Source organism: Aeromonas sp. 603757, from assembly GCF_049171255.1.
Classification (GTDB): Bacteria; Pseudomonadota; Gammaproteobacteria; order Enterobacterales; family Aeromonadaceae; genus Aeromonas; species Aeromonas veronii_A.
Genome location: NZ_JAAKOE010000024.1, coordinates 25,790 through 47,552, shown reverse-complemented (window position 1 = coordinate 47,552; position 21,763 = coordinate 25,790). Strand labels below are relative to the sequence as shown.

Below are 21,763 nucleotides of genomic sequence, written 5' to 3'. Positions count from 1 at the left end.
AAGAGGTACAACAATATCGCAAAAGTTAGACATCTTTGTCTAAATAACTGCATGCGTCAGATCACATTATTCCAAGATATTTCATGAGGTCTCTTTTTATCGTTGCTAATTTGCATCAGGCAACACCGGCAAGGATTCGATTAGCTATTTCAACCAAGGGACAATATATGCTCAGTCAAATTCAACGTTTTGGCGGAGCAATGTTCACTCCTGTACTGCTTTTTCCTTTTGCAGGTATGGTAGTAGGCATTGCAATTATGCTGAAAAACCCGATGTTTGTCGGTGAATCACTGGCAAACCCACAAGGATTATTCTTCCAGATCATCCATATTATTGAAGAAGGTGGCTGGACAGTATTCAGGAATATGCCGCTTATATTTGCGATTGGCCTGCCAATCGGTCTGGCAAATAAGGCACAAGCCAGAGCCTGTCTGGCTGTATTGGTCAGTTTCATGACCTGGAACTATTTTATCAACGCCATGGGCATGACCTGGGGCAGTTATTTCGGGGTCGACTTCAGTCAGGATGTAGGGGGTGAAAGTGGCCTCGCCATGGTAGCGGGGATCAAAACCCTGGATACCAGCATCATAGGAGCCATCGTCATCTCCGGCATCGTGACGGCACTGCACAACCGCCTGTTTGATCGCCAACTGCCGGTCTTTCTCGGCATCTTTCAGGGCAGCTCCTTTGTCACCATTGTCGCCTTCTTCGTGATGATCCCCTGTGCCTGGCTGACACTGCTCGGCTGGCCAAAAGTACAGATGGGCATCGCCTCCCTGCAGAATTTCATGCTGGTCTCGGGTCCGGTCGGGGTGTGGGTATACACCTTCCTCGAGCGGATTTTGATCCCGACCGGCCTGCATCACTTTATCTACGGCCCCTTCATCTTCGGCCCAGCGGCAGTAGAGGGAGGCATTCAGCTCTACTGGGCGCAGCACATGCTGGAGTTCAGCCAGAGCACTCGCCCGCTGATTGAACAGTTCCCTCAGGGTGGCTTCGCCCTGCACGGCAACTCGAAGATTTTCGGTGCCATGGGGATTGCTCTGGCCATCTATGCCACGGCAGCCAAAGAGAACAAGGCCAAGGTGGCAGGCCTGCTGATCCCGGCCACCCTGACCGCCATTCTGGTCGGTATCACCGAGCCGCTGGAGTTCACCTTCCTCTTCATCTCGCCGCTGCTGTTTGCCATCCACGCCCTGCTGGCAGCCACCATGTCGACTGTGATGTACCTGTTTGGTGTGGTCGGCAACATGGGTGGAGGTCTGCTCGACCAGTTCCTGCCGCAGAACTGGATACCCATGTTCCACAACCATGCGGGAATGATGTTCACCCAGATCGCTATCGGATTGGTCTTTACCGGCATCTGGTTCCTGATATTCCGCGCACTGATTATCCGGCTCAATCTTAAAACACCGGGCCGGGAAGACAGTGAAATAAAGCTTTATTCCAAGTCAGATTATCAGGCAGCCAAAAAACAGCGTGGCAGTGATAGTGCAGCACAAATTATCGAAGCGCTTGGCGGAGTCAATAATATACGCAGCCTGAATAATTGTGCCACCCGCTTAAGAATATCGTTGGCTAACAGCAAACTGGCAGCAGCAGATGAGGAGTTTATTAAATTGGGTGCCCATGGGGTCGTCCGCCATGGCGATAGTATCCAGGTAATTATCGGTCTGCATGTACCTCAGGTACGTGAAAATATGGAATCGATTATGAACAACAGTCATCAACAATCGTCTTTAGTAATGGAGTCATGATCATGAAAAAATTCTCTGTAGTCATTGCCGGTGGTGGTAGCACTTTTACTCCAGGTATCGTTCTGATGTTGCTGGAAAATCAGCATCGCTTCCCGCTCAAGGAGATCAAATTCTACGACAACGATGGTGCCCGTCAGGAGATCATTGCCGAAGCCTGCAAAATCTTGCTGAAAGAGAAGGCTCCCGAGATCGCCTTCAGCTATGGCACCGACCCCAAAGCAGCGTTTAGCGATGTAGATTTCGTCATGGCCCATATCCGGGTTGGCAAATATCCGATGCGCGAGCTGGACGAGAAGATCCCGCTGCGTCATGGGGTGGTCGGTCAGGAGACCTGCGGCCCGGGCGGTATCGCCTACGGCATGCGCTCCATCGGCGGGGTGCTGGAGCTGGTCGACTATATGGAGCAGTACTCACCCAATGCCTGGATGCTCAACTACTCCAACCCGGCCGCCATCGTCGCCGAAGCGACCCGTCGCCTGCGTCCCAACGCCAAAATTCTCAACATCTGCGACATGCCGATCGGGATCGAGGGGCGCATGGCCCAGATTGCCGGTCTCAAATCCCGCAAAGAGATGCGGGTACGCTACTACGGCCTCAACCACTTTGGCTGGTGGACCCGCATCGAGGATCTGGAAGGCAACGACCTGATGCCGAAGATCAAGGGGCACGTTGCCCGCCACGGCTATGTGCCCAACAGCGCCAGTCATGCCGAAGCCAGCTGGAACGATACCTTCGCCAAGGCAAAGGATGTATGGGCGCTCGACCCGGATACCCTGCCCAACACCTATCTGAAGTACTACCTCTACCCGGACTATGTGGTGGCCCACTCCAACCCGGAACACACTCGCGCCAACGAAGTAATGGAGCACCGCGAGAAGCAGGTCTTTACCGCTTGCACCGAGATCGTCAAGGCAGGCAACTCAGCAGCTGGCGAGCTGGAGATCGATGAACACGCCTCCTATATCGTGGATCTGGCAACCGCCATCGCCTTCAACACTCAGGAGCGGATGCTGCTGATCGTACCCAATCGCGGCGCTATCCCCAACTTTGACCCGGAAGCCATGGTCGAGATCCCCTGCCTGGTCGGCAGCAGCGGGCCAGAGCCGTTGCAGGTGGGCAGCATTCCGCTGTTCCAGCAGGGCATGATGGGCCAGCAGGTTGCGGTCGAGAAACTGGTGGTCGAAGCCTGGGTCGAGCACTCTTACCAGAAGCTGTGGCAAGCCATCACCCTCTCCAAGACAGTACCTAGCGCCTCGGTGGCCAAGTCCATTCTCGATGACTTGATAGAGGCCAACAAAGCCTACTGGCCGGAACTGAAATAAACCACCCATAAACAAAAACCCCCTCGTGACAGAGGGGGTTTTTCGTGTTGGCAACGGGCGCGGATTAACGCAACGGTTTGACCGAGCGACGGACGATCAGCTCGGGCTGTACCGTCATCGATTCCACTTCCAGCTCCTTGTTGCGGATCCGGCTGACCAGATGCTTCACCGCCAGCTGGCCCAGTTCGGCCTTAGGGTGACGGATGGTGGTCAACGGCGGGCTGGAGAAGCGCGCCATCTCCACATCGTCGTAGCCGATGATGGAGATATCGTCCGGCACCTTGACTCCCGCTTCCCAGGCAGCGCAAATCGCGCCGATCGCCATGGGGTCATCGAAGGCAAAGACCGCAGTCGGACGAGGCTGCAGGGCCAGGATGCGCTGCATGGCATCGAAGCCGCTCTGGCTCTCGTAGTCCCCTTCAAAGACCTGTTCATCTTTAAGGGTCAGACCGTGCTCGCCCAGCGCATCACGTACCCCGTCCAGTCGCTGCTGAGTGGTCGGCTTGGAGAGCTGGCCAGTGATGCAGACGATGTCGCGGTGCCCCAGCTCCAGCAGATGGCGTACGGCCATGCGAGCGCCGATGCGGGCATTGTCGTTGATGACGTTGGCGAAATCGCACTCCGTCCCCCAATCCAGTACCACCTGCGGCACGTTCTTGTGGATGCGCAGCATGTCGCGCAACGGGGTGTCGATATCGGTCCCCAATACCAGCAGACCATCCACCCGTTTTTCCATCAGCATTCTCAGGTAATGCTGTTGGCGAGGCGGCTGGTTTTCGGTGTTGCAGAGGATCAGGCTGTAGCCCTGTTCGAAGCAGTACGCTTCAACCCCTTGCACCACTTCCGCGAAGAAGGGGTTTACGCTGGTGGTCACCAGCATGCCAATGGTCTTGGTCGAATTTATCTTAAGACTGCGCGCTACCGAGTTGGGCGCGTAGTTGAGTTCTGCCACCGCCTCAATCACTTTCTGGGTCGCGTCTTCGCTGACCCGCCGAGTGTGGTTGAGCACATGTGAGACGGTGGAGATGGATACGCCTGCGCGCGAGGCGACATCCTTGATAGTGGCCATCTCTGTCTCCTGACTGTCAAAGGCGGAACATTAGCAGATTTCCCGAATAAAGGCTTGGTTTTAACGGGCTCTGCCACGGAATTGTCAATGCCGGCTAATTTAGGCGCTCATTTCTGTTTGCGCAAACGATTAATGGTCAAAATGGGAGCACCATCAGAGTAAAATATCACCAGACTAATCCTCTGTGCTTCATCATAATCACCTCTGGTTACCAAGATGTTAAGGCGAAGAATCGATACTAAATTCCAATTCAACACAAATGACAGGTCATTTATTTCAAAATAAGCCCACCCCACCCCCTCTGGTTAGTATCTTTAACAGCTTGTTATTGCCCCGTGAGGAATGATAGAACCATACCTATAGCCGGATGCACGGGATGTCGATCCGGAATGGCACTCGTAAATGAAACAATCCACTGATTAAGGGACGAATCAATGCATAAGTTGAGCAAAATTACAGTAAGCGCAGCGGTTTCTTTGGCTCTGTTTGGATCGATCTCCATCGCACACGCGGCAGACACCATCAAGATAGGTATCGCAGGCCCGCTCACCGGCCCGGTTGCCCAGTACGGGGACATGCAGTTCACCGGCGGCAAGATGGCGGTCGAGCAAATCAACAAGGCTGGCGGTATCAATGGCAAGCAGATCGAAGCCGTCATCTATGACGATGCCTGTGATCCCAAGCAGGCGGTAGCCATCGCCAACAAGGTGGTGAATGATGGCGTCAAGTTCGTGGTCGGCCACCTCTGCTCCGACAATACCCTGCCCGCCTCCGACATCTATGAAGACGAGGGGATCCTGATGGTCACCCCCGCCTCCACCAACCCCAAGATAACCGAGCGCGGTTACCAGCTGACTCTGCGCACCATCGGTCTGGATAGCGATCAGGGCCCGACTGCCGCCAAGTACATCATCGAGCAGGTCAAACCCCAGCGCGTCGCCGTTATCCACGACAAGAAGCAGTACGGTGAAGGGATCGCCTCCAGCGTCAAAGCAGCACTGGACAAGGCTGGCGTGAAGGTGGTGGCCTATGAAGGGATCACCGCCGGTGACAAGGACTTCTCCGCCCTGATCGCCAAGCTGCAGAAAGAGAACGTCGATTTCGTCTACTACGGCGGCTATCACCCTGAGCTGGGCCTGATCCTGCGTCAGGCTGGCGAGAAGGGGCTGAAAGCCAAGTTCATGGGCCCGGAAGGGGTCGGTAACAAGGATATCTCCGCCATCGGCGGCCCGGCTTCCGAAGGCCTGCTGGTGACCCTGCCGAACAAATACGATCTGGTGCCTGCCAACGCCCCGCTGGTGGCGGCGTTCAAGGCCAAGGGTCAGGACTCCTCCGGCCCGTTCGTCTGGACCACCTATGCCGCGGTGCAGAGCCTGGCTGCCGGTATCGCCAAGGCGGGTGAAGATGACCCGGCCGCCGTTGCCGCCGCCATCAAGGCCGCACCGATCGATACCGTGATGGGCCCCCTGACCTGGGCACCTAACGGTGACCTGAAAGGCTTCGAATTTGGTGTGTTCCAGTGGCACGCTGACGGTACTTCCAGCCAAGTCAAATAATCTGCCGATCGGGGGTGAGTACGCTCACCCCCTCCTCTCTTTGCGGGCAAGTACAGGGAACGCAGTATGTCCGAACACCTCCTTTATCTCGTTCAGCAACTGCTGAACGGATTAACCATAGGCAGCACCTATGCGTTGATCGCCATTGGCTACACCATGGTCTATGGCATCATCGGCATGATCAACTTCGCCCACGGCGAGGTTTACATGATCGGCTCCTATGTCGCGTTTATGGTGATGGCGGGGCTCATGATGATGGGCATCGACAGCACCTTTCTACTGCTGGGGGGCGCCTTCCTGGTCAGTATCATCATCACCGGCACCTATGGCTGGAGCATCGAGCGAGTCGCCTACCGGCCACTGCGCGGTGGCAACCGGCTGATCCCCCTCATCTCCGCCATCGGCATGTCGATCTTCTTGCAGAACATGATGCGCATGGCTCAGGGCTCGCGGGATATCGCCATGCCCAGCCTGATCTCCGGTGGCTGGACCCTGGGGGGGGAGGATGGTTTTCAGGCCAGCCTCTCTTATATGCAGCTGATCATTTTCGTGGTGACTTTCATCACCATGCTGGCGCTGACCCAGTTCATCGGCCGCTCCCGCATGGGCCGCGCCTGCCGCGCCTGTTCGGAAGATATCAAGATGGCCAACCTGCTGGGCATCGACACCCACGTGGTCATCTCCATCACCTTCGTGCTGGGGGCCGCGCTGGCCGCCGTCGCCGGGGTGCTGCTCGGCATGTATTACGGCGTCATCAACCCCTACCTCGGCTTTATGGCCGGTCTGAAGGCCTTCACTGCCGCAGTGCTGGGCGGTATCGGCAGCATTCCGGGCGCCGTACTGGGCGGCCTGCTGCTCGGCGTGGTTGAAGCGCTCACCGCCGGTTATCTCAGCACCGAGTACAAAGATGTGATGGCGTTTGCCCTGCTCATTTTTGTGCTGCTCTTTATGCCGACTGGCATCCTGGGTCGTCCGGAAGTGGAGAAAGTGTGATGAAACATCAATTTATCCACGCCTGTATCGCCAGCCTGGTGTTGCTGGTGCTATCTTTCTGGCTGCTCGGCTTCAAGCTGGAGACCGATGGCGCCAGCCTGCAGGTAGTGAGCCGCCTCGATGTGTCGCTGGCCTGGCTACTGGGGGGCGCCACCCTCGTTTTCTGGTTCCAGATGCTGCGCGGCCAGATCGCCAAGCTGTTTCAGGCCTCCATCAGCGGCTTCTCGGTCGGCTTTACCAAGCTGGTGCTGCCGAGCCCGGAAGAGGCGCCCAAGCTCTATAACCTCACCGCCGTGCTGGTGCTGCTGTTCGCGGTGAGCTGGCCCTTTATGGCCTCTCGCGGCGCCATCGATCTCGCCACCCTCACCCTGATTTACATCATGCTGGGGCTGGGGCTGAACGTGGTAGTCGGCCTCGCCGGCCTGCTCGATCTCGGCTATGTCGGCTTCTATGCGGTCGGCGCCTACAGCTATGCTCTGCTCAACACCTACTTCGGGCTGAGCTTCTGGGAGTGCCTGCCCATCGCCGGGCTGATGGCCGCTACCTTCGGCTTCCTGCTCGGTTTCCCGGTGCTACGGCTGCGGGGGGACTATCTGGCCATCGTCACCCTGGGTTTTGGCGAGATCATCCGCATCCTGCTCAACAACATGACCACCCTGACCGGCGGCCCGAACGGGATCTCCGGCATCCCCAAGCCGACGCTGGGGGGGTTGGAGTTCAACCGCACCGTCAAGGATGGGGGCTTTGATACCTTCCACAACTTCTTCGGCATTACCTACAACGCCAACCACAAGGTGATCTTCCTCTACCTGATGGCGCTGGTGCTGGTGGTGGTGACCCTGTTCGTCATCAACCGCCTGCTGCGCATGCCGCTGGGCCGCGCCTGGGAAGCGCTGCGGGAAGACGAGATCGCCTGCAAATCGCTGGGGCTCAACCCTACCATCATCAAGCTGACCGCCTTCACCATAGGCGCTACCTTCGCGGGCTTCGCGGGGAGTTTCTTTGCCTCGCGGCAGGGCTTTATCAGCCCGGAATCCTTCGTCTTTATCGAGTCGGCCATCGTGCTTGCCATCGTAGTGCTGGGTGGCATGGGCTCGCAGATCGGGGTGGTGCTGGCTGCCATCGTGATGACGGTACTGCCGGAGCTGGCCCGCGAATTCAACGAGTACCGCATGCTGATGTTCGGCCTCTTGATGGTGTTCATGATGATCTGGCGGCCACAGGGATTGCTGCCGATGACCCGTCCGCATCTGGAGTTGAAGAAATGAGTACACATCAGAAGTTATTGGAAGTTTCTGATCTATCGATGCGCTTCGGGGGCCTGCTGGCCGTCAACGGGGTCAAGCTGGATATCGACAAGGGTGAGGTGATCTCCATCATCGGCCCCAACGGCGCGGGCAAGACCACCATCTTCAACTGCCTGACCGGTTTCTACTGTCCGAGCGGCGGCACCATCCGTTACAAGGGTGAGGAAATCCAGGGGCTGCCCGGCCACCTCATCGCACGCAAGGGGATTGTGCGTACCTTCCAGCACGTGCGGCTGTTCAAGGAGATGACGGCGGTGGAGAACCTGCTGGTTGCCCAGCACCAGCACCTCAACACCAGCTTTATCGCCGGCCTGTTCAAGACCCCGGCCTTCCGCCGTGCCGAGCAGGAGGGGCTGGAGCGGGCCGCCTTCTGGCTGGATAAAGTGGGCCTCAAGGATCTTGCCAACCGCGCCGCCGGTAATCTGGCCTACGGTCAGCAGCGCCGCCTCGAGATCGCCCGCTGCATGGCGACCCGTCCCGAGCTGCTGATGCTGGACGAACCGGCCGCCGGTCTCAACCCGAAGGAGACCGACGAGCTGGACGAGCTCATCATGAGCCTGCGAGACGAATTCGGGGTCTCGGTGCTGCTGATCGAACACGATATGAAGCTGGTGATGGGTATCTCCAACCGCATCTTCGTAGTCAGTCAGGGCACCCCGCTGGCCCACGGCAAGCCGGACGAAATCCGCAACAATCCGGCAGTGATCAAGGCCTATCTGGGCGAGTCGTAAGGACAAAAAGATGTTAGAACTTCGCAACGTATCGACCCACTACGGCAAAATTCAGGCGCTGCACGATATCAGCGTCGAGGTGAAAGAGGGTGAAATCGTCACCCTGATCGGCGCCAACGGCGCGGGCAAGACCACCCTGCTGATGACCCTCTGCGGTGAACCCAAGCCCAGCAGCGGCTCCATCTGGTTTGAGGGGGAACAGATCAGCTCCCTCACCACCGCCCGCATTATGCGCAAGGATATCGCCGTGGTGCCGGAGGGGCGCCGCATCTTCGCCCGCCTGACGGTGGAGGAGAACCTGCTGATGGGCGCCTTCTTCGTCGACAAGGCCGAGCAGCATGGCCTGCTGGATCAGGTGTTCACCCTGTTCCCGCGCCTGCACGAACGCTTGCAACAACGGGCGGGCACCATGTCCGGCGGCGAGCAGCAGATGCTGGCCATCGGCCGTGCCCTGATGAGCAAACCACGCCTGCTGCTGCTGGATGAACCCTCGCTGGGGCTGGCCCCCATCGTCATCCAGCAGATCTTCGACACCATTGAGCAGTTGCGCCAGAAGGGGATGACCATCTTTCTGGTGGAGCAGAACGCCAACCAGGCGCTCAAGCTGGCCGACCGCGGTTATGTGCTGGAGAACGGCCACGTGGTGCTGCAAGACACGGGCGCCGCCCTGCTGGCCAACCCGGCAGTGCGGCAGGCCTATCTGGGCGGTTAACCCACTGACCCGCATGCCATATCAACAAGGGAGCCGCTGGCTCCCTTATCTTTTGTGGGGTTAGTTTGCGCCCAAGCTTGCGGTACACTGGCCCGTAATCAACCTATTCGCAGGACATCCCGATGGACCAGTTTGCCTATATCAATGCCCATGATGCCCACCAGAAACTGAGCGCGGGTGAAGCCCGTCTGGTGGATATTCGCGACCCGCAATCCTTTGAAGCGGCCCACGCGGTCGGCGCCTTCCACCTCACCAATGGCACCCTGGTGCGCTTTATGAATGAAGTGGATTTCGATACCCCGGTCATCGTGATGTGCTATCACGGCAACAGCAGTCAAGGGGCGGCCCAATACCTGCTGCAACAGGGTTATGACGAGGTCTACAGTCTGGATGGCGGCTTCGAGGCGTGGCGCAGGGAGTTTCCCATCGAGGCAGGCGAGGCAGGCGAGGCAGGCGAGGCAGGCGAGGCATGATCCAGCTGCTGGTGCTCGACAACGCCCGCATGGCGCAGGCGCTGGTGGACTATCTGGCGACGCTAGGGATCTCCTGCGAGCTGACCCAGTCCGAGCTGGGGGTCACCATCTGGCTGGCGGACGAGCAACGCCTCGCTCAGGCCCAGCTGGAGGTGAAGCGCTTTCTGGCCGAGCCGGGCCACCCGCGCTATATGGAAGCCTCCTGGCAATCCGGCCGCGCCGATGCTCGCATCGACTACAGCAAGGGGATGACGGACCCCATCACCGATTTCCTCCATCAGGCGGGGCCACTGACGCTGGTGGTTATCATCGCCTGTCTCGCCATCTACGGGATCGAGGCCATCGGCCTGCCCATCTACGATGAACTGGCATTCCACCCGACGCTGGCCCAGTTCACCGACTGGCAGGCATGGCGTTATTTCACCCCCGCCCTGATCCACTTCTCGGTGCTCCATCTGGTGTTCAACTTGCTCTGGTGGTGGTATCTCGGCGGCCAGATCGAACAGCGCCTCGGCAGCGGCAAGCTGCTGATCCTGCTGCTGGTGGGCGCCGCCCTGCCCAATATCGCCGAGTTCTTCGCCAGCGGCCCGCTGTTTGGCGGCCTCTCCGGCGTGGTCTATGCCCTGCTCGGCTACTGCTGGCTGCGCAGCAAGCTGCAACCGGCCTGTGGCCTGACTCTGCCACCGGCGCTGATGGGCTTTATGCTGTTCTGGATGGTGCTCGGCTTCTTCGACATGCTCGGAACCAGCACCGCCAACATCGCCCACCTGACCGGTCTGCTGGCCGGCCTGCTGCAAGGCTGGCTGGATCGCAACCACCAGCCGACCTGATTATTCAGCAGTTGCAGAAACGAGAAAGCCGCCCCGAAGGGCGGCGTTTGCTTATGGTCTGCGCAGTTACTGCTTGAGCAGGGTGTCGTCAGTCACCTTGACCGCCGCACCGCCACTCATAAAGAAGCTGGCGAACTGGGTCTGGCTCTCGGTGGTGACCGCGCCAGTCGGATCAAAGTTCTCGTCAGGGGCCAGCAGCGAGCTATGGCCCCCTTTCAGGAAGCGCGCAGCATGGTGACCCGCCGGGAGCACGCCGGAACCCTTCAGCTCTTGCAAACCCAGTACCCGGAACAGCGGCTCGGTACCACCCAAAGGCGCGGAGGCGATGCTGTTGGGGATCACCTGATCCGGTAAGCTGAGCGCCCCATCACCAACAATTTCGGTGGCGAACAGCGGGAAGCTCTTGGCGACGCCACTGCCCAGATTGATCGGGTCCGCAGAGTCCAGCACTGACTGGGCGGCAAAGGTATAGCTCTGCAAGGTGCTCGCAGCCCCCGCCTGAGTAGCCGCATCCAGACTGGGCAGGAACTCGTTCACGAAACAGGTCGGCACCGCCGTCTGGCAACCGGGAGCATAAGCCTCAAACCCGGCCTTCAACTCAGGACTGCCCGAGGTGAGCACGCTCATCTTGATGGTCGGCCCGAAGCTCGGCGAGTTGAGCAGCAGCGGGGCGATGCCGCCACCCGGCATCGCAAGACCGCCGGTATCGAACTTGAACAGGGCATCAGCCTGAGCACTGCCGGTGGTCTGGTTGGCGACAGCCAGCAGATTGGCCCCGGTAATGGCACCGAGTGAGTGACCGAGGAAATGCACCTTTAGACCAGCACCACCCAATTGGCCACCCAGCCCCTTGGCATTGGCCAGACCGACAGCCAGGCGAAGGCCAAGCAGATCGGCCACGCTCTGTTTCAGGTTGTCCCGCGCCACCGTCAGATAACCCAAATTCAGATAGGGAGTCGGGTTCTCGGAGGTGGTGACGGTATCCATGCTGCCGCTCAGGGCATAGCCACGCTCACCGTGCAGCGGGTGATCGATCACCACCACAGCAACCACCTTGTTCACTGATGGGTCTAACCCGGCACCTATCTGGCTCAGCGCCAGCGCATAGGCGTTCTCCTTGATGGAGGTGACCCCGTGCTGATAGATGATCACATCGGTGACAGTGCTGAGGTCAGTGGTGGGGGCAAAGATCCGCAGCGGTACAGATTGTACTTCGGTCAGGGTCGGCAGCGGGTTGAAACGACCGATATTGCGCTCGGCATCCAGCGGCTTGCCACCCGAGGTGAGGGTCACCCCGATCAGCTTGCTCGCCTCCCTCAGCAGATCGGCCTGACGGCTCGGATCGGCGATCAGCTCACCCAGCAGTACTGGGTCCACACCCGCCCCGACCAGCCCACCGATCACCTCGGTATCACCCGCTTTCAACGCATTGGCGATGGCATAGAGGCTGGGAATGGCGCCATGCCAAGATTGGGTCTTGGCCTTGTCCCAGGAGCCGGCTATCGCCGGGGTTGAGAGGAAGTAAGGGAGTTTGACGGTGCCGGTATAAACCTTGGTTACCGCTGCGACTCCATTTAGGGTGCCATTAGCCGCCACAGCGGCAGCAATCGCATCACGATCTTTCTGCGGCAAGAATGGCTCGTTCGCCAGCTGGGTCAGAAAATCCACCCCGCCATTGAGCGCATCAATCGTATAGGTCCCCGGCAGGCTGGTGTTGCCTTTGGCGTCCTGCTTCCACAACGATGCGGCATCCAGGGTCGGGCTCTGCAACACGGTGGCCGCAGCTCCCTTCACAGCCAGCAGCACATCGGCGCCAGATTGGGTGGCAAACCAGTCGGAGAAAATCACCCGATCGCCGGTAATCCCGGTAGCGGCCTTGAACAACGCTTCCTGCAGCACAATCAGGCTGCTGATGGTCTGCTCCTGCGCGGTTGCACCAGCCGTCGATTTGAAGTTGCTGTAATCACCGCCGGCCTTGAGCGGCGTACCACGACTGTCCTTGAGGGAGTCGGTCGCCACGATCATGTAGTAGGAAGAGGGATTGAGCGGCTTGAGCGGAACCAGATTGAGTTTGCCGCCACCATCACTCACCACAAAGTCAGTGCCATAGGTCAGAGGCTTATTGTTCTTCACTCCAACGGGTCGCTGAGTCACCGGATCCAGTACCAGCTCCAGCAGGTAGAGGGGCGCAACGGCAGAGACATACTCGCTGGCCGCCGGGGCCGGCACAGAGACACCGGTCACGGTCGCCGGTACCAGCTGGACGGGTTGGGTGGTTGACCAGCCATCAAGGGTGGAGAGGGCAGATACCGGGTTCGACAGATCAGCAGTTTCTGTCGAAAACTTCAGGGTACCATCGCTGGCGCGGGGGGCCAGCACACTCGGGCGAAGTCCATTGGCTCCACTCAGGGCATAGTCCAGGGAGCTGGTAGTATCTCCCTTGTTGTCATCTCCACCACATCCGCTCAGCAGAGCGCTGACAACAGCTGCATAAATTAGCTTCTTCTTCATTTTTTATTCTCTTTTTATAGGGTTGTTATCCATCACCAGCCAACGAGGCCATCACGACCGCGACTGCAAGACGTTAACATAAAACCAACAACCAACGAGACTCATGTTGGTCATCTTCTGCTCAGGTTTGTGGAGAGAATCAAGGTTTTACGTCAACAAAGGGGCGCAAGGGTAACAACAGTGAGTGATTAACCAGACCCGACCAGCCAGCGGGCACCATCACGACTAAAAAGCCGCCGCGATCTCGGCAAAGTGAGGGAATTGTCGGTAGAATGTCCGCCAACGCTTAAGGAGGACATCATGATCGACCCGAAGAAACTGGAAGAGATCGCCAAGCAGGTGCACAACTCCCTGCCACCCGGCATTCGCAGCATGGGTGAAGAGGCCGAGAAGAAGATGCGTCAGGTACTGCAAGCGCAGCTGGGCAAGCTGGATCTGGTCAGCCGTGAAGAGTTCGACGTGCAGACCAAGGTGCTGCTGCGTACCCGGGAAAAACTGGCCGCCCTCGAAAGCAAGCTGGCTCAGCTCGAGCAGCAGCTCGGCGCCAAAGGCGAATAACGAAAACCCCAGCTCAGCTGGGGTTTTTGCTTTGTATTGAACCTGTAAAAAGCATCACACCTGAAGCAGATACCAGGCCCGCTTGCCGCGCGCCTTGGCCTCGTACATGGCCCGGTCGGCCACCTCCAATGCCTGTCGGAAGCTCAATGGTTGCTCCTCCCACAGGGCGATGCCGATACTCAGCCCCACCCGCTGCGGGCAACCGGGTTTGGGCACGTAACCATGCATCCGGCAGATCAGGGCATCGGCCAGATGAGCCAGAGCATGGTTTGATACATCACGATGCAGATAAACCACAAACTCGTCACCGCCGTAACGGCCGCACAGGGCAGAACCCGGCATAATGAGACGCAACCACTCCGCCATCTGCTGCAGTACCTGATCACCACAAGCGTGGCCCAACTGGTCATTGATCCCCTTGAAGTCATCCAGATCGATAAAGAGCAGTGCCCCCGTCCCTTGTGGCGGCTGTAGAGCGAACGCCTTGCCAAATCCCTGCCGGTTGAGCAGGCCGGTGAGCGCATCGCAGTTGGCACGCTCTGCCAGCCGCTGCTCATAAGCCTTGCGCTGGGTGATATCGATATGGGAGCCCATGATCCGCAATGGCCTGCCCTCATCATCCCACTCCACGACGCGACCACGATCCCACAGCCAGGTGATCTCCCCGCCCGGGCTGATGGTGCGGTATTCAGCTTCGTAGAAGGGCGTTTTCCTCTCAAGGTGGGCAAAGTAGCTGCCCATGGCATGGGCGCGATCGTCGGGATGGAGCTTGGCGCTCCACTGATCGAAATGAGGGGCCATGTCACCGGCCTGAAAGTTCTGCAGATTGAAGACCCGCAGCTCACCGGTGGGAATGGTGCCCTGCCAGAGGCAAATGCCGGTGCCATCGAGGGCGGCATTGAGCTTCTCCTGCAACAGACCATTGTCATGCTTTAGCGCGGCGATATCAGCCTGCAAACGGGCAAACGCATCACCACCGGAGGAGGGTTCCGGCATGGCGGCCAGCTCAGTCGCGCAGGGTGCCTCCCGATCATACCCGGGCTGCCCCCTTGCCTCTTTGCTTAACACTGCGCCTCCTTGTGCTTGCTCTATGGATACTCTTGTCAATCCAAACAAAGATGCCACCAGCCAAGCCAGATTAGTAGCCATTCATAGCCAAAATATTGAAAAATAATGGGATAACGCCGCGATAATCCAACCATTCGGTACGATCAGGTACTGCGGCAGCCACAAAAAAAGCCCCCGGCAAAACCGGGGGCTGCGTCATCCAAGCGGGGATCCCGTCAGATAAATTCGTAGGCATCACCAAAGATGCGCTCCGGCTCGGCGCCAAGGATCTTGAACTCCTCACGCGCGGCACCCGCCATCTCGAAACGGCCGGCGACATAGATGTCGTAGTCGTGGAGGCTGACGAAGTCATCCATGATCGCCTTGTGCACCAGTCCGTTCTTGCCGGTCCAGTCGGCGTCAGGCTCCTGCACCACCGGAATAAAGGTGAGCGGCGCATAGTCACGCTCCCACTGCTGCATCTGCTCCAGTTCGTAAAGCCAGTGAGCCTGACGCACACCCCAGTAGAAGAACACCGGACGCTTGCTGCCCGTGTCGATCAGGTACTCCAGAATGGAGCGGGCGTAAGAGAAACCGGTGCCGCCCGCCATCAGGATCAGCGGACGGGGGGATTCATCGCGCAGGAACGCCTTGCCAGCCGGCAATTCAACCTCGATCTCCCCCTGCTCGCGCATGCGGGCCAGCACCTGACCGGCGTAGGCGTTCTCGGGAGTGGCGCCGATCTGCAGCTCCAGCACGCCCGGGCGGGTCGGCGAGTTGGCGATGGAGAAGGGGCGCTTGTCCGAATCGCTCATCACCACCAGCAGATACTGGCCCGGCTTGAAGCTGATCGCTTGCTGCGGCGTCAGGGCCACATGCCAGATGGTGTCGACATATTCGCGCAGTTCCTCTACGCGGCATTTGATACGTTGCATTCTTGTCCTTGTGGCGGGCTCGCTCGGCCCGCTTCGCTCATTGTTTCACTATGGAGTGACGACCAGCAGCCCTGGCCCCGTCAGTCGAGAATACTCAAATCAGTGCGGATCGCATCACTTTTTGCAGCAAAGCTGTCATGTTTGCCTCATCCGAGGATATTGAGCTCATCCCAGATGGCATCGACCTTCTGCTTCACCGCCTCATCCTGCACTATGGGCTGACCCCACTCCCGATTGGTCTCGCCCGGCCACTTGTTGGTGGCATCCAGCCCCATCTTGGAGCCGAGGCCGGAGATCGGCGAGGCGAAGTCCAGATAGTCGATCGGGGTGTGCTCGATCAAGGTGGTGTCCCGTGCCGGGTCCATCCGGGTGGTGATGGCCCAGATCACATCCTTCCAGTCGCGAGCGTTGACGTCATCGTCACACACCACCACGAACTTGGTGTACATGAACTGGCGCAGGAATGACCAGACTCCCAGCATCACCCGCTTGGCATGGCCCGGGTAGCGTTTCTTGATGGTCACCACCGCCATCCGGTAGGAGCACCCCTCCGGCGGCAGATAGAAGTCCACAATCTCGGGGAACTGCTTCTGCAGCAGCGGCACGAACACCTCGTTCAGCGCCAGACCCAGCACCGCCGGTTCATCAGGCGGACGGCCGGTGTAGGTACTGTGATAGATGGCATCGCGCCGCTTGGTGATGTGGGTGATGGTGAAGACCGGGAACTCGTCCACCTCGTTGTAGTAACCGGTGTGGTCGCCATAGGGCCCTTCCGGCGCCATTTCGCCCGGTTCCAGATAGCCTTCCAGCACGATTTCTGCGCTGGCGGGCACCTCCAGATCGCAGCTGATGGCCTTGATCACCTCGGTACGACTGCCACGTAGCAGACCGGCAAAGGCATATTCGGAGAGAGTATCCGGCACCGGCGTCACCGCGCCGAGAATGGTCGCGGGATCGGCGCCAAGTGCCACCACCACCGGGAATCGCTCACCGGGATGGGACTCCTGCCACTCGCGAAAATCGATGGCACCGCCACGATGATCCAGCCAGCGCATGATCAGCTTGTTTTTGGCGATCTTCTGCTGGCGATAGATGCCGAGGTTCTGGCGCTTCTTGTAGGGGCCACGGGTGATGGTGAGGCCCCAGGTGACCAGCGGTGCCACATCGCCGGGCCAGCAGTGCTGGATCGGGATCTGGTCGAGATCGACCGCATCTCCCTCCTGCACCACCTGCTGGCAGGGGGCGGAAGAGAGCCGCTTGGTCGGCATGTTGAGCACCTGCTTGAAGATCGGCAGCTTCTCCATCAGCTCCTTGAATCCCTTGGGCGGCTCGGGCTCCTTGAGATAGGAGAGCCAGACCCCGACCTGACGCAGGGCGCCCACATCGGGCTGCCCCATGCCCATGGCAACCCGATCCGGGGTACCGAACAGGTTGGTCAGCACCGGCATGGTGTAGCCTTTGGGATTTTCGAACAGCAGAGCCGGGCCACCCGCACGCAGGGTGCGATCGCTGATCTCGGTCATCTCCAGATAGGGATCTATCTCGCGGGTGATGCGCTTGAGTTGTCCGTTTTGTTCCAGCTGCGCGATGAAATCACGCAAATCCTTGTATTTCATGCAAGTTCCCAACCGGGTTCAGGAGGTCACGCATTATAACCCTGGCTGCCCATCGGGTGTACCCGAATCGGGCAGCAGACTCGGTGCAATGGGTGGCATGTCACGCTGGCCGAGGCGTCTGGCCAGCGCAGAGAGCAGCTGGGGCTCGTCCACCTCCATCAACAGACCGGCCACCAGCGCCCCGTATTGACGGTTGGAGAGTTCCGCCAGCAGGTATTTCTGGGCCTGCGGCGGCAAGGGGGAGAGCGCGCTCAGTTGGCGCAGGGCCGGCTCTCTCAAACCGGGATTGCCGCTGGCGGCAATCAGCAGGGAGCTGGCCGTATTGCCATGATGGAAGCGGTTGATGGTGGCGAGTGCGCGCAGCGCATCCTGATCTGCCGGCCGCCGCCACAACATGCCATAGAGCGCCGGTTCACCTGTGCGCAGCAGCAGATGGAGCAACAGCTGATTGTCGGGCAGATAGATATTCCGGCTGGCCAGCGCTTGCGCCTCCCGCATCCAGATCGATTGCGGCAAGGCGTCGAGGGCCAGCAACAGGGCTTGCTGCTGCATGGCAATATCGGGGTTACTGCTGTAATAGAGGGACTTTAGCTGGAAGCTACCTTGGGCAAGCTGCTGCTGATAGCGCTGCACCAATGAGTGCAGTTGCCACTCCCCCAGCAACTGACGGGCCTGCGCGGCAAAATCGTAGACAGGTTGCTGCACCAGAAAACCGTCTACCTGCTGCTCCAGCAGCCACTCGGGAGCCTTGTCGGCCTGTGCCTCGACCCAGCGTTGCAACGCGGGGGACGCAGGAGCGGTAACCGGAATATCCCGCAGCAGCTGCAACAGCAGGAACTCCCGCTGCTCGCGGCTCAGGGTCGCCAGCAGAGAGTCGATGGCGGCAAATTGTCCTTGCTGCAGACGGCTCGCCAGATAGCGCTGGTGCGTTTGCAACGTCTCGGCTGTCACCGTAGCCGGAGCACTCTGCGCACAGACTGGCATTGCACTCAGCAATCCCAGCAATAACCAGACAACAGGCTTCATGACGTCTCCATCCATGCGACATCGGGATCTCATACTACTAGGGCAACCGGAAAACAGATAAACAAAAACCGCGACCAGGGCCGCGGTTTCGTCATTTTCTGACCGGACTTACTTCTGCTGGCGCCGCATGGCGTCGAAGAACTCGTCGTTGGTCTTGGTCATCGCCAGCTTGTCGATGAGGAACTCGATACCGTCGATCTCGCCCATCGGGTGGACAATCTTGCGCAGGATCCACATCTTCTGCAGCTCGTCACCAGTGGTCAGCAGCTCTTCCTTGCGGGTGCCGGAGCGGGTGATGTCGATGGCCGGGTAGACACGCTTCTCGGCAATCTTGCGCGAGAGGTGCAGTTCCATGTTGCCTGTACCCTTGAACTCTTCGTAGATGACTTCATCCATCTTGGAGCCGGTATCGATCAGCGCGGTGGCGATGATGGTCAGGCTGCCGCCCTCTTCCACATTACGCGCGGCACCGAAGAAGCGCTTGGGACGGTGCAGGGCGTTGGCGTCCACACCACCGGTCAGTACTTTGCCGGATGACGGGATAACGGTATTGTAGGCACGGGCCAGACGGGTGATGGAGTCCAGCAGGATCACCACGTCTTTCTTGTGCTCGACCAGACGCTTGGCCTTCTCGATCACCATTTCAGCAACCTGAACGTGACGGGAAGCAGGCTCGTCGAAGGTGGAAGCGATCACTTCGCCCTTCACCATGCGCTGCATCTCGGTCACTTCTTCCGGACGCTCGTCGATCAGCAGAACGATCAGTTCACAGTCTGGGTGGTTGTAGGCGATGCTCTGGGCGATGTTCTGCAGCAGCATGGTCTTACCGGCCTTGGGCGGCGCCACGATCAGGCCACGCTGGCCTTTACCGATGGGGGAAGCCAGGTCCAGTACACGGGCGGTGATATCTTCAGTAGAGCCGTTACCCCGTTCCATACGCAGACGTTCGTTGGCATGCAGAGGGGTAAGGTTTTCAAACAGGATCTTGTTGCGGGAGTTTTCCGGGCGGTCGTAGTTGACCTCGTTGACCTTGAGCAGTGCGAAGTAGCGTTCGCCCTCTTTCGGTGGCCGGATCTTGCCGGAGATGGTATCGCCGGTACGCAGGTTGAAGCGGCGGATCTGGCTCGGGGAGACGTAGATATCGTCAGGGCCTGCCAGATAGGAGCCGTCTGCACTACGCAGGAAGCCGAAACCATCGGTCAGGATTTCCAGCACACCGTCGCCAAAGATATCCTCGCCACCCTTGGCGTGCGCCTTGAGGATGGCAAAAATGATGTCTTTCTTGTGCGCCCGAGCCAGATTTTCCAACCCCATGGATTCGCCAAGCTTGACCAGCTCGGACACAGGAGTGTTCTTTAATTCAGTCAGATTCATAGTGGTGAAAGTCTGTAAGCAAGGATTGAAATGAGGAGACAGTCTGCTGGATTGATGCTGATCGGATTTGATTGCCAGGCTGTGGTTAGCAAAGAGTCAGGCAAAAAGGTTAGCAAACGAGCGATAAACTAGCACCAATCGGGATGAGCGTCTAGGTGATAAAACAGAAGGAGCGCATTATTGCAATGCGCTCCTCTTTAATTATTACAGGTTGCCGTCCAGGAACTCTTTCAGCTGAGTCTTGGACAGTGCACCGACCTTGGTCGCTGCCACTTCGCCATTCTTGAACAGCAAGAGGGTCGGGATACCACGAATGCCGTACTTCGGCGGAGTATCAGAGTTATGGTCGATGTTCAGTTTGGCTACGGTCACGCGACCTTCGTACTCTTGGGCAACTTCTTCCAGGATCGGGGCAATCATCTTGCACGGACCACACCACTCGGCCCAGAAGTCGACCAGAACGGCGCCATCGGCTTTGATTACATCTGCCTCGAAGCTGGCATCGCTCAGCTGAACAATCTTGTCACTCATCTCCAACTCCAGTCAGTAAATAAGGCTTTATTGACTCGTCAATAAAGGCAATAGTTGCCCTATTTGAAATGATCCTGTTTATTATTGCAAGCCTAACCTGATAACCTACCGCCATGAGCAAAACACACTTAACGACCGACAAATTCGCCCAAATGGGCCTCGAACCCGAAGTTCTGGCTGGTCTGGAATCAAAGGGATTTCACTATTGCACCCCCATCCAGGCACTCTCCCTGCCACTGCTGGTAGAGGGCCATGACCTCGCCGGTCAGGCCCAGACAGGAACCGGCAAGACCATTGCCTTCCTGGCCGCGACATTCAACTATTTGCTGACTCACCCGCTGACCAAGCCCCGTCTGGTTAATCAACCCAGAGCCATCATCATGGCACCCACCCGGGAACTGGCAGTACAGATCTATAACGATGCCGACAGCATTGCCGCCTCTACCGGCCTGAAACTCGGCCTCGCCTACGGCGGCGAAGGTTACGACAAGCAGCTGGCCGTGCTGGAGCAGGGCGTCGACATCCTGATCGGCACCACTGGCCGCATCATCGACTACTTCAAGTCCAAGGTGATCGATCTGAGCAACATTCAGGTCGTGGTACTGGACGAAGCGGATCGCATGTTCGATCTGGGCTTCATCAAGGACATCCGCTTCCTGTTCCGCCGCATGCCGCCCGCGACCGAGCGTCTGAGCATGCTGTTTTCCGCAACCCTCTCCCTGCGTGTGCAGGAGCTGGCCTACGAACACATGAACCATCCGGAACATGTGCAGGTAGAGCCGGAGCAGATGACCGGCGTGCGGATCAAGGAGGAGCTGTTCTACCCCTCCAATGAAGACAAGATGTTGCTGCTGCTCTCCCTGATGGAAGAGGAGTGGCCGGAAAAAGCGATCGTCTTCGCCAACACCAAGCATGTCTGTGAAGACGTTCACGCCTGGCTGGAAAACGACGGCCACCGCGTCGGTCTGCTGACCGGTGATGTGCCGCAGAAGAAGCGGATGAAGATCCTCGAGGATTTCACCAAGGGTGCGCTCGATATTCTGGTCGCCACCGACGTGGCCGCCCGTGGTCTGCACATCCCTGACGTGACCCACGTCTTCAACTATGACCTGCCCGACGACGCCGAAGACTATGTACACCGTATCGGTCGTACCGGCCGTGCCGGCAAGAGCGGTCACTCCATCAGCCTGGCCTGTGAAGACTATGCCTTCAACCTGCCGGCCATCGAGGAGTACATCCACCACGCCATTCCGGTCAGCAAATATGATCGCGAAGCGCTGCTGGATGACGTGACCCCGCCGAAACGGGTGTTCCGCAACCGTCAGCCGGTGAACCGCAACATGCGGGATCGCCAGGGCGGTGGCAACAGCAACAACCGTCGTCGTCCGCCGCGCAAAAGCTAAAGGATAGGCCCG

General features: G+C 58.7%; 19 protein-coding genes. 11 read left to right on the top strand and 8 right to left on the bottom strand.

The window, feature by feature from the left end; all coding sequences use genetic code 11:
• Positions 1-167: 167 nt before the first annotated feature.
• Both G5332_RS18480 and G5332_RS18475 read left to right on the top strand, forming a co-directional pair.
• Complete coding sequence (locus tag G5332_RS18480; protein WP_216954471.1) at positions 168-1,757, top strand: alpha-glucoside-specific PTS transporter subunit IIBC; 1,590 nt, start codon at positions 168-170, stop codon at positions 1,755-1,757.
• Positions 1,754-3,079, top strand: coding sequence for a 6-phospho-alpha-glucosidase (locus G5332_RS18475; protein ID WP_421173139.1), 1,326 nt, complete (start codon positions 1,754-1,756; stop codon positions 3,077-3,079). Before G5332_RS18480 ends, G5332_RS18475 begins: the two co-directional genes overlap by 4 nt.
• A 64-nt stretch (positions 3,080-3,143) precedes the next feature.
• Here the strand turns inward: G5332_RS18475 and G5332_RS18470 are convergent, their stop codons facing one another.
• The gene (locus tag G5332_RS18470) at positions 3,144-4,148 is read right to left on the bottom strand and encodes a substrate-binding domain-containing protein (RefSeq protein ID WP_005355925.1); all 1,005 of its coding nucleotides are present in this window, start codon (positions 4,146-4,148) and stop codon (positions 3,144-3,146) included.
• Between the two features lie 434 nt (positions 4,149-4,582).
• On the opposite strand from G5332_RS18470, the gene G5332_RS18465 reads away from it, so the two are divergent.
• From G5332_RS18465 to glpG, 7 genes are all read left to right on the top strand, one after another.
• Positions 4,583-5,704 carry a branched-chain amino acid ABC transporter substrate-binding protein gene (locus G5332_RS18465; RefSeq protein WP_005342436.1) on the top strand — a complete coding sequence of 374 codons (1,122 nt, stop codon included), beginning with the start codon at positions 4,583-4,585 and terminating at the stop codon, positions 5,702-5,704.
• A 66-nt stretch (positions 5,705-5,770) separates the two neighbouring features.
• On the top strand, positions 5,771-6,697 hold the full coding sequence (gene livH, locus G5332_RS18460; RefSeq protein ID WP_005339439.1) for a high-affinity branched-chain amino acid ABC transporter permease LivH: 927 nt from the start codon (positions 5,771-5,773) through the stop codon (positions 6,695-6,697).
• Complete coding sequence (locus G5332_RS18455; protein WP_162515240.1) at positions 6,697-7,965, top strand: high-affinity branched-chain amino acid ABC transporter permease LivM; 1,269 nt, start codon at positions 6,697-6,699, stop codon at positions 7,963-7,965. Before livH ends, G5332_RS18455 begins: the two co-directional genes overlap by 1 nt.
• Complete coding sequence (gene livG / locus G5332_RS18450; RefSeq protein ID WP_110304531.1) at positions 7,962-8,735, top strand: high-affinity branched-chain amino acid ABC transporter ATP-binding protein LivG; 774 nt, start codon at positions 7,962-7,964, stop codon at positions 8,733-8,735. The genes G5332_RS18455 and livG overlap by 4 nt, the downstream gene beginning before the upstream one ends.
• Before the next feature lie 10 nt (positions 8,736-8,745).
• A complete protein-coding gene (locus G5332_RS18445; RefSeq protein WP_236297787.1) occupies positions 8,746-9,447 on the top strand; it encodes an ABC transporter ATP-binding protein in 702 nt (233 codons plus the stop codon).
• Positions 9,448-9,569: 122 nt separating this feature from the next.
• Positions 9,570-9,920: a thiosulfate sulfurtransferase GlpE gene (gene glpE, locus G5332_RS18440; RefSeq protein WP_421311510.1), complete on the top strand. Its 351-nt coding sequence runs from the start codon at positions 9,570-9,572 to the stop codon at positions 9,918-9,920.
• The gene (glpG, locus tag G5332_RS18435) at positions 9,917-10,750 is read left to right on the top strand and encodes a rhomboid family intramembrane serine protease GlpG (protein ID WP_236297786.1); all 834 of its coding nucleotides are present in this window, start codon (positions 9,917-9,919) and stop codon (positions 10,748-10,750) included. Before glpE ends, glpG begins: the two co-directional genes overlap by 4 nt.
• Before the next feature lie 66 nt (positions 10,751-10,816).
• Here the strand turns inward: glpG and G5332_RS18430 are convergent, their stop codons facing one another.
• A complete protein-coding gene (locus G5332_RS18430; protein WP_421231679.1) occupies positions 10,817-13,261 on the bottom strand; it encodes a VolA/Pla-1 family phospholipase in 2,445 nt (814 codons plus the stop codon).
• Between the two features lie 300 nt (positions 13,262-13,561).
• Between G5332_RS18430 and ubiK the strand changes: the two genes are divergently transcribed.
• Positions 13,562-13,819, top strand: a complete 258-nt coding sequence (gene ubiK / locus G5332_RS18425) for a ubiquinone biosynthesis accessory factor UbiK (RefSeq protein ID WP_005339429.1) — start codon at positions 13,562-13,564, stop codon at positions 13,817-13,819.
• Between the two features lie 54 nt (positions 13,820-13,873).
• Here ubiK and G5332_RS18420 read toward each other — a convergent pair whose 3' ends face one another.
• From G5332_RS18420 to trxA, 6 genes are all read right to left on the bottom strand, one after another.
• Positions 13,874-14,887: a GGDEF domain-containing protein gene (locus G5332_RS18420; protein WP_374996239.1), complete on the bottom strand. Its 1,014-nt coding sequence runs from the start codon at positions 14,885-14,887 to the stop codon at positions 13,874-13,876.
• Positions 14,888-15,102: 215 nt separating this feature from the next.
• Positions 15,103-15,801, bottom strand: a complete 699-nt coding sequence (gene fre / locus G5332_RS18415) for an NAD(P)H-flavin reductase (protein WP_257701113.1) — start codon at positions 15,799-15,801, stop codon at positions 15,103-15,105.
• 146 nt (positions 15,802-15,947) lie between these two features.
• Entirely contained in the window at positions 15,948-17,417 is a 1,470-nt protein-coding gene (gene ubiD, locus G5332_RS18410) for a 4-hydroxy-3-polyprenylbenzoate decarboxylase (RefSeq protein WP_421249954.1), read from the bottom strand.
• A 33-nt stretch (positions 17,418-17,450) separates the two neighbouring features.
• Entirely contained in the window at positions 17,451-18,443 is a 993-nt protein-coding gene (locus tag G5332_RS18405) for a hypothetical protein (protein ID WP_421249955.1), read from the bottom strand.
• A 108-nt stretch (positions 18,444-18,551) separates the two neighbouring features.
• Positions 18,552-19,817, bottom strand: coding sequence for a transcription termination factor Rho (gene rho, locus G5332_RS18400; RefSeq protein WP_005342418.1), 1,266 nt, complete (start codon positions 19,815-19,817; stop codon positions 18,552-18,554).
• A gap of 204 nt (positions 19,818-20,021) precedes the next feature.
• Entirely contained in the window at positions 20,022-20,348 is a 327-nt protein-coding gene (gene trxA / locus G5332_RS18395; protein ID WP_005339416.1) for a thioredoxin TrxA, read from the bottom strand.
• A gap of 113 nt (positions 20,349-20,461) precedes the next feature.
• Here trxA and rhlB point away from each other — a divergent pair, with 113 nt between their 5' ends.
• A complete protein-coding gene (gene rhlB / locus G5332_RS18390) occupies positions 20,462-21,751 on the top strand; it encodes an ATP-dependent RNA helicase RhlB (protein ID WP_005339414.1) in 1,290 nt (429 codons plus the stop codon).
• The last annotated feature ends 12 nt before the right edge of the window (positions 21,752-21,763 follow it).